At 39.8% G+C, this 13,719-nt stretch carries 10 protein-coding genes and 2 pseudogenes; 1 reads left to right on the top strand and 11 read right to left on the bottom strand.

Features of this window, described 5'->3' with window-relative positions; all coding sequences use genetic code 11:
• Positions 1 to 58: 58 nt before the first annotated feature.
• The 3 genes and pseudogenes from GC56T2_RS18425 to GC56T2_RS01630 form a co-directional block, all read right to left on the bottom strand.
• Positions 59 to 217, bottom strand: a pseudogene (locus GC56T2_RS18425) (ISNCY family transposase); the annotation flags it as partial.
• Between the two features lie 66 nt (positions 218 to 283).
• Positions 284 to 1,180, bottom strand: a pseudogene (locus tag GC56T2_RS01635) (IS701 family transposase); the annotation flags it as partial.
• A 53-nt stretch (positions 1,181 to 1,233) separates the two neighbouring features.
• The gene (locus GC56T2_RS01630; RefSeq protein ID WP_144972579.1) at positions 1,234 to 2,964 is read right to left on the bottom strand and encodes a DHA2 family efflux MFS transporter permease subunit; all 1,731 of its coding nucleotides are present in this window, start codon (positions 2,962 to 2,964) and stop codon (positions 1,234 to 1,236) included.
• A gap of 168 nt (positions 2,965 to 3,132) precedes the next feature.
• On the opposite strand from GC56T2_RS01630, the gene GC56T2_RS01625 reads away from it, so the two are divergent.
• The gene (locus tag GC56T2_RS01625; RefSeq protein WP_144972577.1) at positions 3,133 to 4,569 is read left to right on the top strand and encodes a DDE-type integrase/transposase/recombinase; all 1,437 of its coding nucleotides are present in this window, start codon (positions 3,133 to 3,135) and stop codon (positions 4,567 to 4,569) included.
• Positions 4,570 to 4,841: 272 nt separating this feature from the next.
• Here the strand turns inward: GC56T2_RS01625 and GC56T2_RS01620 are convergent, their stop codons facing one another.
• From GC56T2_RS01620 to GC56T2_RS01585, 8 genes are all read right to left on the bottom strand, one after another.
• Complete coding sequence (locus GC56T2_RS01620; RefSeq protein WP_144972575.1) at positions 4,842 to 6,008, bottom strand: acyl-CoA dehydrogenase family protein; 1,167 nt, start codon at positions 6,006 to 6,008, stop codon at positions 4,842 to 4,844.
• Positions 6,009 to 6,028: 20 nt separating this feature from the next.
• On the bottom strand, positions 6,029 to 6,895 hold the full coding sequence (locus tag GC56T2_RS01615) for a hypothetical protein (RefSeq protein WP_144972573.1): 867 nt from the start codon (positions 6,893 to 6,895) through the stop codon (positions 6,029 to 6,031).
• Positions 6,896 to 6,925: 30 nt separating this feature from the next.
• Complete coding sequence (locus tag GC56T2_RS01610) at positions 6,926 to 7,882, bottom strand: peptidase U32 family protein (protein WP_172706368.1); 957 nt, start codon at positions 7,880 to 7,882, stop codon at positions 6,926 to 6,928.
• Positions 7,882 to 9,063, bottom strand: coding sequence for a cysteine desulfurase family protein (locus GC56T2_RS01605; protein ID WP_144972569.1), 1,182 nt, complete (start codon positions 9,061 to 9,063; stop codon positions 7,882 to 7,884). Before GC56T2_RS01605 ends, GC56T2_RS01610 begins: the two co-directional genes overlap by 1 nt.
• On the bottom strand, positions 9,047 to 9,424 hold the full coding sequence (locus GC56T2_RS01600; RefSeq protein ID WP_172706367.1) for an iron-sulfur cluster assembly scaffold protein: 378 nt from the start codon (positions 9,422 to 9,424) through the stop codon (positions 9,047 to 9,049). The genes GC56T2_RS01605 and GC56T2_RS01600 overlap by 17 nt, the downstream gene beginning before the upstream one ends.
• A gap of 16 nt (positions 9,425 to 9,440) precedes the next feature.
• Positions 9,441 to 10,625, bottom strand: a complete 1,185-nt coding sequence (locus GC56T2_RS01595) for a LuxE/PaaK family acyltransferase (protein ID WP_144972565.1) — start codon at positions 10,623 to 10,625, stop codon at positions 9,441 to 9,443.
• 148 nt (positions 10,626 to 10,773) lie between these two features.
• Positions 10,774 to 11,442 (bottom strand): response regulator transcription factor, encoded by a 669-nt coding sequence (locus tag GC56T2_RS01590; RefSeq protein WP_144972563.1) that lies wholly within the window; start codon positions 11,440 to 11,442, stop codon positions 10,774 to 10,776.
• A gap of 25 nt (positions 11,443 to 11,467) precedes the next feature.
• Complete coding sequence (locus GC56T2_RS01585; protein WP_144972561.1) at positions 11,468 to 13,717, bottom strand: ATP-binding protein; 2,250 nt, start codon at positions 13,715 to 13,717, stop codon at positions 11,468 to 11,470.
• Positions 13,718 to 13,719: the final 2 nt, after the last annotated feature.

Raw genomic sequence — 13,719 nt, 5'->3', positions numbered from 1 at the left:
CATGTAGTAAATATTGATGAAACCCATACCAACGCTGTTGTTCAAGTCCATCATTCTTAAATATAGAAAATTCTTGTTCTTGAAACCACTTACCTGCACGTGAAAACGTGAGAAGATTTGGAACCTCTTTCAGTCCACAAATACGCCGGAAACAGCCAAATCGACCGAGTATGTGAACTAACTGACATAGAGAATCAATGGAAAAATAGGTTTTTAATAAACTGTAGATGAGCATTTTTCATTACAGTAATTTCCATACCCTAAGAGACAAACAGGGGACCCCTCAGGCGACATGGAGCTGTTTTTTGATCACATCAATGGGAATATCTTGCTTTGCGGCGTCATAGATGAACTCGACGACGCTGTGCCCTTTCCGAGACCGAAGAAGCTCCAGGCCGGAAGAGAGGTCTTGTTGGGATTCCGTGATGCTGGATACGCAGGCGAACAGCACCACGGCCCAATACCGTTTCACCGCCCGAATGTGACGAACACGGTATCCATCGAGCTTCAGCTGGTCTTTGGCCTGCCGGAAAAAGCATTCGATCGTCCAGCGCTGGGCATAGTAACGCAAGATCTCTTCATCGCCTAGCTCCCGGTCGGTGCTCAAGACAACATGGAGATGATCTGGCGTCATCGGTTCATCCGCCTTCCAAGCCAGCAGCACCACCGCGTCATCAAGGCCATGGATCGCTCCCTCGTAGCGATACACGCGGTAACGCTCCTTCCCCACCGTGACGAGGCGGGTGTCGTTGGGCTCGATATAGCGGGCGAACTTCTTCGCTTGGATGGCGATGCCTTTTGGATAGAGAATTCGGTTCGTCTTGAGCATGGCGATGACATGGAATCCTTGTTTCAGGCAGGCTTCGATGAGCGCTTGGGACGGATACCACGAATCCATGAGCACATACACCGGCTGAGCCCGTTTCCCCTTGAGCGAGGAAAGCATCTCGATCGCTAGGTCGATCTTGCTTCTTCCCGCCGTCTTGTCATACAGACGAAAGGCGAACGGAAACGCTTGCGAGAAGGTATGCACCATCCGTCAAACGAGCGAATGCCCCCAGACGGATGGATGATCGTTGTGCGAGTAGTGCCAATCACACCCTTGAATGGCGCGAGCAGCCCGTGACGAAGGCTTCGTTTTTTGGCAAATGGGATCATCCATCGAAACAAAAAAGACTGATTCTCCGGTTTGGCGATTAGCTTAATGTGATCAATGAGTAATGAAATTACCACTCATATATCGACTTCTCTACTATGGCTTAACGAAAATTTTTTAGACAAGAAAGGCAACGATAAACTCGAAAGAAAACACAAAATAATCCCGCTGAAAAATGCTTTTGCCATGGATTTTGCTACATATTCTTTCGATATGTCTTCTATTTGTTTTTTTATGTTAGCAATATTTTTATCTATATTGATCAACTGTTGCTTCACTTGTTCTTCGATTTTCTTTTGCATTTCTGGAGACATTGTCCCTTTAGGAATCTTCGCCAGTGCCTCTTTTTCAATATTTTTCGCAAGTAATTGCTTACTTTCCTCGTCTAGTTCCAACACTCTATTGTTATTTTTTTCCTCAAAAAAAGTATCTCTTTGTTTCATTAAAACTTCCTGAATAGAATTTTTCGCCTCTTCAGGAATGTTTGATTTTTTTACGATCATTACTCCTTCATCGACTACGTTAGCGGAATAATGATTTAGAAAGCTTAATGTTAAAGACACAAACAAAGCTACTCCAACCGCTCCCCCCATATTTCGAACCATCGCAAAAATACCTGAACTTAAAGAAATTTGAGTTTGGGAAACGGCGGCCGTGCATACTGTCACACTAGTAATCATAATAATCCCCAAACCCGTTCCTAAAATAGCAAGAAATGAAACCAAATGTAAAACACTTATATCCGTATCAATATTGATAAGCAAGATCAACCCCATTACACTTATGATATATCCTATTACCATAGGAATAAGATAACCAATTTTATCAATTACTCTCCCAATAATTGGTGCTACGATAAGCATAACTCCGGAAAGGGGGGTAATTGCAAATGAAGCTTCTAATGTACTAAATTCCTTCACTCGAATGAGAAATATAGGAAGTAAAATTAATGTTCCCATTAATAATATGCCACCGAGGAAATTCGAAACTAACCCTGAAACATACAAACGATTCCTAAAAATAGAAAAATCGAGAATAGGGTTTTTTACTTTTGTTTCAACAAAAAGAAATAGGGCTCCGCTCATAACGCTAATTAGGAAATAAAGAACGATTTTATAAGATGTCCATCCAATTTCTTCCCCTTGCAAAATGGCATACGTAAGAAAAAACAAACTCAAACTCATCAACAAAATCCCCAATGGATCGAGTTTAAACTTATGAATGGGTTCATTTTGTACTCGAATAGCAAGATATATGAACGGAAATGCCAATAACACAATGGGGACATTAATATAAAACACCCATCTCCAGTGAATATACTCTGTAATAAGTCCTCCTAAGCTCGGGCCGATAGCAACCGCCATAGCACCTACAGCTCCCCAAATACCCATTGCTAATCCCATTTTTTCTGGGGGAACAGCTGTTCTAACTAGCATCATACTTGTAGGGATGACCATTGCTCCGCCTATTCCTTGCAAAATTCGAAAAATAATAAGAGAATCTACCGTCGGTGCAATTCCACATAAAAACGAGCTAACTGCAAAAATGATGACTCCCCACAAAAAAGTGCGAACACGCCCTAACATATCAGCCATTTTACCGAGAGTAACTAATAATACTGCAAGTGTAAGAACAAACCCGTTTATGATCCATGAGGCTTTGCTCAGGTCGATTTTGTAATCATCAATAATATTAGGAATTGCAATATTTACTACAGTACTATCTAAAAACACTAGAAAAAGCCCAATGCTTACTGCAAACACTTGTTTTAATCCTCTGTGCCGTTGTTCGTTTACAGTTTCAGTCATATCCTGCTCCTCCTATTATATTGTGGTATTGTCAAAAGTTTATCCTCCACACTCACGGTTTTCCCTTGAGTTTCAACGGTTGAACGAAAAAAAGCTTGCCACCCCCATTGTTTTCGGCCATCATTGAGGTAACGACACCCAACAGCCAAAACAAAGGAGTGACAAGCTTTGTTACCTCAATTATTAGCCTATTTGTTCGAAATAATCAAGACCCAATATCAAATCATTGTGTATTTAATGGGTGTGATATTGGGAAAATCCTTGCATCTCGAGGACTGGGACGAACCCATCCAAAAGCCGTACCGGAAACTTCAGGTCGATGACCTTCCGATCATCGATGTGCCGGAAACCCTTGATTACCGGAAGCTGTTGGCAGACTATGAAGCCCAGCACAGACGTCCTTTACGGCCCATCCAGCGCCGCGCGAAGGCGAAACACCGTGTTCCGGATTCGTTGACCTGCCCTCGCTGCCAGGCTCCCTCTTCTTACCTGTACGCCAATAACGGCGGAAAAGGGCAATACCAATGCAAAGTGTGCCAATGCCGGTTCAACCACCGAAATCGGTTCACCAAGCAAGCGGTCTTTCGTTGTCCGCACTGCAAAAAGACGTTGGAAAAAATCAAGGAACGCAAGGAATACAACGTCTATAAGTGCAAGAACAACGATTGCCCGTTTTACCAGGCCAACCTTCGCCGGATGACGAAGAAAGAGCGCCAACAGTTTCAACAGAATCCTCAAGCCTTCAAGGTGCGGTATTTGTTTCGGGAGTTCTTGTTTGACTTTCTCCCGTTGGCTTCCTCGTCGCTCATCAAGCCGAAGGTCGATTTGTCCCGGCTGGCTGCGTCGCCGCACGTGTTGGGGCTCGTGTTGACGTACTACGTCAACTTTGGGATGTCCTCGAGGGAAACCGCCGCCGCCCTGAAGGACATCCATGGCGTCTCGATCTCTCATCAGACGGTGCTCAACTACGCCAACAGCGTCGCGCTTTGGATCAAGCCCTTTGTCGACCGATTCCCGTATGAGCTGTCCGGTTCGTTCTGTGGGGACGAGACATATATTCGTGTGAAGGGCCGTTGGCATTACCTATTCTTTATGTTCGACGCCGTGAAAAAGATCGTGCTGTCCTATCGCGTCTCGCCCAACCGGGACACGCTCTCGGCCATCAAGGCGATCAATGATGTCCTCAGGAAGCTGCCGTCCCTTCCAGACGACTTGTCGTTCGTCGTGGATGGCAACCCGATTTACCGGTTGGCGCAACACTTCTTTGCCCAGCACGGGATTTCGTTTGACGTCCGCCAGGTGATCGGCCTGACCAACGAAGATCCGGTCTCGGAAGAGTTTCGCCCTCTCAAGCAGATCATCGAGCGATTCAACCGGACCTTTAAAGGCAACTACCGCCCGACCCATGGGTTCGGTGCGGAAGAAGGCTCGGTGTCCTTTGTGACGCTGTTTGTGGCGTATTTCAACTTTCTGCGCCCGCATAGCGCGCTCGAAGGCCGGGTACCGGTCGTCATCCCGGAGCTCGCCGAGCTGCCGCATATGCCAGCCCGGTGGACGAAGCTCATCACCATGGCTCAGGACTTCCTTCAAAACGAGGCAGCCTAACTTTTTTGTCCTCCAGAGCCCGTTGAACAGAACTCCTGCCGGATTCGGCGAAGCGAACCCTTGACCAACCGAACACCGCCAAAGGTAACATTCGGTAAAGGCAAGGGCCGCTTTTCGATTGCCTTCTTTTTGTCCCCGTCGCCCTTGACGACTCTTCCGCACCTTTGGCGGATGTTGGTCAAGGGCGAATCCGGCTCTCTGCATGCCCCACGATGCTCAATGGGATGGTCTGTGTGGAGTTTTCATAACACTTTTGACGCTACCTATATTGTTCAAATGCTAGCCGGAATATCCAATATTATTTTCCCAATAAGTTCCTTTAATAACTCTGGAGTTGGTCCTAACACTGTTCCTGCTTTACTGTCTCTTATATATCTTTCGAGAGAAGAGTGGGCGGAATAGGCATAGCCTCCACAAACCTTCAAACACAAATTTGCTAACTTAAGTACAGCCTCACAAGCAATTATTTTAATTTCCAACAAAGTTACCATATCTAGCTTCCCTTTCTCCATTTGACAAGCCATATATTCTAAGGAGCGTTCTGCCCGGTCGCATTCAATCTTCATTTCCGCAATAATTTGTTGTATACTCTGAAAAGATGCTAGACTCTTTTCGTTATGAATATAGAATCGATTTTTTACATACTCTACTGATTCGCGATAAATAGCTTTTGCTATACCAACTTGTAAAGCTGAAATCCCTAACTGTCCTATAGGTAACAATTTTTCGCGAGAAATTTTAAATCCGTCTCCTTCATTACCGATTAAAGCTTTGCTTTCTATTCGACAATCCTTCATTTCTATAGGAGCACTATTATTGCCACGCAACCCCATTAATTTCGGCATTTCTCCAACATAAATACCTTTTTGATCCTTTGTTAACACATAAAAATTACTTTGTAAGGAATTTTTTGAATTTGACGAGCGACTGTTTACTACATATAAGTCAGCCTCCCCTGCACTAGTTACCATACTCTTCTTAGCAGACAAGGAAAACGACCCATCACATTTCAGAGATACTTGGCTAACTGGCAAAAAGAAATAGACTCCAGATTCAGGTTCACTTAGAGCAATCGTAGCTAAATATTCTCCTTTTGCGATTTTATCTAAACATTCACGTATATAAGGCTGATGCGCTCCATATAACAAAATAGAAACAGCGGAAGTATGTTGAACATATATCATAGCCGTGGATGCACATACTTTTGCTATTTCAATAACAACATCTTTATATAACGAGGGAGATCCACCTAATCCCCCTATATCTTCAGGTATTATCAATCCTAGGAAACCTTCTTTCGCTAAAGCATCAATATTTTCTTTTGGAAAATTTCCTGTTTGATCGATATCTCTTGCATTTGGAGAAATATAATCAGCAATAACATCCGCCAGAATGTCCAGAATTTCTGATTTATAACTTTGTTTAACTATATTATCCATAGCCTTTTCCTTTCCCTCCCTTAGCTAAGCATATTAATCGGAGAAAAACGATAATCTATAATAAAAGAATCTATTTGATCTTGATAGCTATCTTCCTCAATATCACAACTATCTTGCACTACTACATTGCCGTAAACGAATAAATTCCCCATCGAATCCCTAGTATGTTTAGAAATTCTTATCATCGTATCTTCAAATCTGTTCCACCGTTCCATAGGCTCCAGTTTTAAAGGCAAGTCACATAAATGCTGACACTCTCCAATCTTACCACCATAGAATCGAACACTATGACAGGATCTTGATAATGACACAATAGGGTAACCATAAAACCCACTAACTTTAAATCCCTTTTTTTTCAAATACTTAAACGATGATCTATATTGAGGAAGAAGATCAGTTTCTATTTCTTTGATATTATATTCACGTAAAAAATTAATCATTTCTTCGTTTTTTATATTCAAATCCTCCCATTCATTTCGAATGTATGGTTCTTCCTGTAAAAAAATATTTTCATACCATGGTGAATGCATATAAGAAAATACTAAACGTCTACCAAGTATAATTTCTATATCAGGAGGGAGTGGCTTTTGCTTTAAATAATACAATACACCCATATCATTCACCACAAGACCAACAGGATATTTTATCCATGTTTCTAATTCTTTTTTTAACCATTCTATATGACTATCAAAAAGAACTGGTATCTCAATTTTCACCCTTTTGTATTTATTTACTAAATAACCCAAAGTATTCATATCCATGCCAGTTAATTTATGAATACAAGATGGATGTCCAATTGAAATAGTTGCACAATTTTTAAGAAGTTTTTCATTTAATTGTTCAATATAAGTATGATGAATACGTATTTCCTTTTTTATATTCTGCATAACTTTCCTCCGAACACTACGTAATTAGCACTAAACATATGCTGCTAAAATCGGGGTATCTAGATATGTACATCTATTTTTTTCACAAAAACGGGGAACCCAACGCATAACCCACATTAAATGTTCCTGTTCCATGATTTGTATTTTTTCACCTAACTTTATCCCCTCTACTCCCATTTCAATCCATTGCCTGTATAAGTCTACTACAGCTGCTAATGTTGCAGGATTGGGAGCTTCTCGTCCAATCAGTTTAATGCCAGTTATGCCCGCTTCAGCCAATGCTTCTAAACTACACAAATTGCAATCGGTTGATGAATCCAAAATGGTTATACTTCGAAATTTTTGCCCATTAGGAAGTTCGATCTTATAGCTTGTTCTCTCCCCCTCTCCTATTTCTAAATGATTCGGGCTTTCCCATAATCGACTACTTCCGGGAATACTTCCTTTCTCAAAGTTGCCTATAGTAATCATTTCTAATCCTTCTTCTTTCCATGTTTTCAGTTCCTCTAATTTAATACAATGAGGAACAGTGATTCGAAAAACTCCCATTTCCTTTAGCAAACGAACCATATATATATTTGTTGGTCCTAACGAAGAACCAGCAACGATCGGCAGACCAATTCCAGACTTCTTTAATAATTTGATTGTTTGAATGGAAGATACAGTAATGTAATCAATCCCCATTGATACTGCCCGTTCGACAAATCGAACATAGTCATCCTGTAATGCTTCTGGCACGTAAGGGGCATTAGCCATAAAATTAATCTTAATATTTTTCTTTTTGGCTATTTCAATCATCGATTGAAGCTCTTCAAGACTTCTCACATGTGCAGAGTGTCCAGCAATAGTTTGAAATCGATCATCAAAACTTAACTGGTTAAACTTCGGAAACTTTAAACCAACATAAATTTCATTAGCTCCAGCATCCAGCATCTGATTTAGCATATACTTTGACCGCGCTGGAGCAATCAAAGTTAACTTTTTCATCATTTCACTCCCTGTATTTCTCTGGGCAATATGTTTCGTAAATGAAAAACGGTAGTTTTTAAACATTGAACAAAGTCTTGAATGTCTACATCCGTTGTAAATTTTCCAAAACTAATTCGAATAGAACTTCTAATTTGCTCTTCTGTTAATCCAATTGCTTTTAAAACATGGGAAAGATTTTTTTTTCTTGTACTACAAGCAGAACCTGTAGAAACAGCAATACCATATACTTCACTAAGCATGGTAGCGACAGCTTCTCCCCTTACGTCGGAAAGGCAGACATTAATTGTGTTAGGTAAAGTCCGTAATGGATCTTCTGATCCATTAATAGAACAATAAGGAATTTCTTCTCTAATCAACTCAATAAAAAGTTGTCTTAAGTGTCGGCAATGTTGTCTTTGCTCATAAATCTCTTGATCGGCTATTTCACAAGCTTTAGCTAGTCCCACAATAGCGAGAAGATTTTCCGTTCCACTCCTGATTCCTTTCTCTTGCCCCCCACCATGAAGCAAAGGTTCAATTTTGTCAGGATTTTTTAAATATAATACCCCTATTCCTTTAGGACCATAAAACTTATGACCAGAAAAAGACAATGCGTCTACCTCTAAACCAATTACATTTATCGGTATTTTTCCTACTGCTTGTGTGGCATCTGTATGAAAAAATATATTGTTTTCCTTTGCTATTTTTGCTATCTCTTTGATTGGTTGAATAGTTCCAATTTCATTGTTTGCAAACATCACGGAAATCAAGCGGGTCTCTTCACGAATTTCATTTTTTAGTTGATTAATATTGATATATCCATTAGAATCTACGGGAACGTATGTGACAACCGCTCCGCGTCGTTCGAAATATCGAAAAACTTCTAAGACAGAAGGATGTTCAATCGCAGAAGTAATGATATGAATGGGTTGCCCCAAAAAGTTATGGAGCCAACCCTTGATTACCATATTATTTGCCTCTGTTCCTCCAGATGTAAAAAATATATTATTAGGGGATGCACCAATCAAATGAGCTACCTGCTCCCTAGCCCTTTCTACCTTTTCTCCTGCTTCGTATCCTAGAAAATGATGGCTCGATGGATTTGCAAATATATAAAGATTTTCTTTAATTACATTGAGCACTTGAGGATCTAAAGGAGTGGTTGCATTATAGTCAAAATATCTATTTAACCTGTTCATACGAATTCCCCTCCAATTGATGAAAGTATTCAAATAACTGCTTTAATATATGGAGACAATGCATTTGTGGTGGTTCTAATTCCCCTAACATTTTTTCCTTGTATGATTCGGGTGTCTGCACAATTTGTGAAATACTTTTTCCCAAGATGTATTCACTAAAGATACTTGCCGTTGCAACAGACCCTGCACAACCATATGCTCTAAATTTTGCATCTATGACATGATTTTGTTCGAGTTTAAGATCCAAAAAAATCGTATCCCCACATACAGGATTGCCGATTTTAATCTGGTAATCTTTATCTTTAATTTCTCCTGCATTACGCGGATTTGAAAAATGATCGACAATGATTGGATTGTACATATCCATCCCCACCTTTTTAGTTATGTACTTGCTCCATTTGCTGTTTTTTCTCAACTTCATCCATGTGTTTTTCCAAATTGATGGCACAACATCCAATCTCTGCTCCTTTTACTCTTGCAAGATAGACAACTTGTTGGCTTTGACGCCCACATAAGCAGGAATGTTTTTCTTTTAAATACACTAAATCTTCTGTTTGGATAAATGCTGGATAAGAATAAGAAGTAGGGTCAAAGATCACAAGCACGCCTCTTCTTCCCGGAGCGACTTCCTTAGTTAGATCTTTAGGATCGCGAATTGAGAAGTGCATCCATGGCGGAACATGTTTATTATGGTGCTCACATTCAATAGCTAATCCATTGGCTTCTACTAAACCGTACATATCACGAACGTTATTTTCTTCTATACCAAAATATTCAGAACATTCACGATTATATTCATCTCTTGGTATCTCCATTCCGGTAAATCTCTTCCATCCCCCTAAATTTATTACCTTGCTATGCTTATCTAAGTTTAGATGAATGTTATTATTCTTCAAATACTTAATTAATCGATACACTAAAAATGGAGGACCAATAATGTGACGAGTGTGTCTTCCTTCCCAACTTTCAAGTACTTCGATCGCTGCTTGTGGTTTAAATGTTGCACGTTTTACCAAACATTTTGTAGCATCAAACAACCCTGAAAACATATTAAGAACTTTAACCATTCCCATCTCTGGCATTTCTTCAGGTGAAGGGAATAAGAATAATCCTGCACCTCTAGAAAATTTAAAGAAGTTGCGGTACATAGCATAAACCCCAAATAAACAACGGTCAATAGTAAAAGAATCTCTTCGAGAGAGACTAGGAATACCACTGGTTCCTGTGCTTCGCATTTCAAATTCAATTTCACTTAATGGTTTAGAAAGTAATAAATGGGAGTCCGTCTGTTTGAATTGACCAACCGGTATTAATGGAATTTTATTAATATCTTCAAAGGATTGTATATCATCAGGAGAAACATTATTACATTTACAAATATTTCTATAATACTCATTGTTTTCATAATGATATTTAAAGTTTTCTGCTATCAGATAGCCTTTTAGTTCTTCTTGTTTTTCTTTCTCCCACTTAAAAATTTCATCTAACGCTGTAATTGTTGCCGCTACTGGATCAATTCCTAATGCTTTCGTTTGAGATATCCAATCTACTAAGTTAACCATCTCTAAATCCTCCCTTTAATAATCTCTCTCCCTATCTCGAATTATACTCCTACTTTCTTTCCTCCTCACCGCCAACCTGTGTCGGAACCCCGCCATTTTGTGGCGGAATACCGACACGAGATGGCGAACCCCAAAAAAGAAAACGCCCTCACCGATCCGATGAAGGCGTTAACATATGGAGCCCTGGAATGAACCCTAGTTGTTTGGCTTTTTCCACGGCTTCTACCCTCGAAGATACACGCAGCTTTGTGAAAATGCGCGATAGATGCCGTTCTACACTTCGTTGGCTTATATAGTGTTTTTTAGCAATATCTTTATTGCTTAAACCGTTGGCAACCTCGAATAATATTTCTTGCTCGAACTGACTCAGCGCAACATGTTCTTCATTTTCTTCCATCTTGGCCTTGACTTCGCAAAGATGCAGTTGGCGCAATAAGCGCACAGGAATGACCGCTTCATCTCTTAGTGCACAACGAATCGCTGTAATCAATTGCTCGCTCGTTGCCGTTTTACTGACAAAACCTGTAATGCCTGATTCAATCAAATAATTCAAAAAAGGAGCAACATCATATCCAGTATAGATGACAATTTTCGCATTCGGTTGTTTTTGGAGAATTCGTTTACTTAATTCGATACCGTTCATATCTGGCATACGCCAATCAAGCAAATACACATCATAAGTTTGTTGTTCCATCATCTGTTCCGCTTCTGTGCCAGATGTCACAAGTTCTACTTGGAAATCTTGTTCGCTCTCAAGCATATTCTTTGTTCCTTCACCAACAAGGCGATGATCATCGACAACCAAAATGTGAATCATCGAGTCCTTTTTCTCCTTCCCATACCTATAATGGAATGGCAATCCGTATATCCAGCCCCTTACCTAGTTGTGACGTCATCTTGAATGTTCCACCTAAGCCTTGTACGCGCTCTTTGATCCCAAACAAACCAAGCTTTCCATCACAATGATTTAATTTTTCCATGTCTATACCTATACCATTGTCAACATAATGAAGTTGAACCTCCTCATTTTGGACCTCCAATGTGAGTTGAATATACGACGCCTGCGAATGTTTCATCGCATTGTTTAATAATTCTTGGATCATCCGATAAATAGCAAGCTCCCGTTCTTCCTCCAATTTGGCTGATAAATGAACATTCCATTCGATTTTTATATTCGCACGTAATTGGAATCGTTGGATTAACTGTACGATTGCTTCCTCTAATCCGATTTGACTCAAAAATGGCGGTCTTAATTCATAGCATATCTCCCTTGTTACATCAATCATATCTACAATTTCTTCTTCAATGTAGTTTAGCTGCTTTTTCATTTCTTCCATACGCATATTTTGAAAGCGCAAGCTCTCCACTTTCCGTTTTAAAACAATTAAATCTTGAAGAATCGTATCGTGCAAATCAATGGCTAACTTTCTTCGTTCCTTTTCCGACCATTGAAAGATCAAACGAGTGAGCCAAACAGAATTACGTCTTTGCTTTACATGGTTGAGCTCTTTTATCAAATCCTCTACTTTTACCATATTTTCCATCGTGACGCTGCCATAATAGACAATGGTGGATAACCAATCTTTTTGTTCTGACCGGAATGGAATAGGATGTTTCTTTTTTCCTATTAATAGTAAAGGACTTTGGCGGAATGAACCTACAAAAACCGCAAACAAACGCTTATTTTCAATCAGTTTTCCAATCGAAAGTGGTTGTCTATCCATCTTTTTGGTTAACTTCGTCCACTCTTTTTCATCGCAATGAAACGGGGCTTGCATACTTCTGATCGCTTGTACAAAAGCTAGATTCTCTATATCTAATACTTCTCTTACCTCTTTTTCTAGGCATTGGATCACTTCCCGCATGTTTTTCTGTTTTTTTAATGTTTCACCGATCCGATAGATACTTTCTTGATAACAGTCTTTTTGTACGTATAACTTCGCTCTTAATGTTCGATCGAAATATCCTTTTGAATAGAGAGCAAGGATATTTATTCCATAAATCAGTAAAAACAACAAAGCGAGTTCAGCAAATCTCCTAGCTTCATTAACAAATTTGGCATAAAGCAACGTAACAAAAAAAGCTGGGAGTAATGACAAAAAAGCATGGTACACAAAACGATTGATGGAAAACGGCAATCGAAATAGCCGATCCGTACAAATCAAATAAAGAAAGACGGATGGCAACACAAAAAGCGAAATAACGGTTAATTCGGCTGGTAGTACCCATTTTCCAATGATTAGAACCGGGAGACTATAAAATAACACAAATGGCGCGGCAGATAACCCTATGGACAAAAGCAAACCTTTGACTGTATGTTGCTGTTCATCTTTTTTAAGATAAACCCATCCTTTTCCTAACAAAGCAAGAATGGTACCTATATTGATAAGGAATGTCGCCAATAGAACTTCCGCTTCACTTAGTAAATGAGATAAAGAAATAACGAAGGCAACGAAGTTAAAACTATAAAGAGAAAGAACGATTTTTTTCGTAAACCATCCTTTCTTTTCTCTTTCAAAATAATGATAAACGAAATGCAGAAAGACAGCAGGCAACTGTAAAAATATAGCGTTAAACATGTAACGCCCAAACGGTACATATTTCGCTGATAAGCTGGCACTGATATAACAAAGCCCCGCCAGCAATAAAAAGTAAATGAGGACGGTCGCCGATTGGTCATTCAGCCGTAGACGAAGCAAAAACATGCTTAAACTAACAGTGAATAGAAAAAAACCCAATGGCAAGGCAATATAATATAGCCATTGTTTCGCTCCATGCGATCGATCGTCAACCGTCAATGTTTGGATTTGCTTTTCTCTCTGAATCGTGATGGTTTTCACTTGTTCAATTGTTTTGTATTTCCGGACAGTAAAATGGGAGAGCGGAGGCTTTCCATCCACTTTCAACACTTGATCATGAAGATGAATACCATGTTTTTTTGCCCAACCAAACTCGTAAATATCGTTAACAATAACATCACCATTGTTATTTTCTACCACCTCCATACCGATCAATGGATGTCTAACATTTAAAATGGTTAAATATAGTGCTACCATCAAAGCAACAATCATTACCATGACCATTCGACTCATCG

It is taken from the genome of Geobacillus sp. C56-T2 (genome assembly GCF_007829715.1).
Classification (GTDB): domain Bacteria; phylum Bacillota; class Bacilli; order Bacillales; family Anoxybacillaceae; genus Geobacillus; species Geobacillus icigianus.
Note: the sequence above shows the minus strand (reverse complement) of the source record. Positions and strands in the feature narration are given on the sequence as shown.

Coding starts and splice junctions, on each gene's coding strand:
- GC56T2_RS01610 (WP_172706368.1), bottom strand. CDS start 7,882: ATGAAAAAGTTAACTTTGATTGCTCCAGCGCGGTCAAAGTATATGCTA.
- GC56T2_RS01595 (WP_144972565.1), bottom strand. CDS start 10,625: ATGGTTAACTTAGTAGATTGGATATCTCAAACGAAAGCATTAGGAATT.
- GC56T2_RS01585 (WP_144972561.1), bottom strand. CDS start 13,717: ATGAGTCGAATGGTCATGGTAATGATTGTTGCTTTGATGGTAGCACTA.
- GC56T2_RS01600 (WP_172706367.1), bottom strand. CDS start 9,424: ATGTACAATCCAATCATTGTCGATCATTTTTCAAATCCGCGTAATGCA.
- GC56T2_RS01630 (WP_144972579.1), bottom strand. CDS start 2,964: ATGACTGAAACTGTAAACGAACAACGGCACAGAGGATTAAAACAAGTG.
- GC56T2_RS01605 (WP_144972569.1), bottom strand. CDS start 9,063: ATGAACAGGTTAAATAGATATTTTGACTATAATGCAACCACTCCTTTA.
- GC56T2_RS01615 (WP_144972573.1), bottom strand. CDS start 6,895: ATGCAGAATATAAAAAAGGAAATACGTATTCATCATACTTATATTGAA.
- GC56T2_RS01590 (WP_144972563.1), bottom strand. CDS start 11,442: ATGATTCACATTTTGGTTGTCGATGATCATCGCCTTGTTGGTGAAGGA.
- GC56T2_RS01620 (WP_144972575.1), bottom strand. CDS start 6,008: ATGGATAATATAGTTAAACAAAGTTATAAATCAGAAATTCTGGACATT.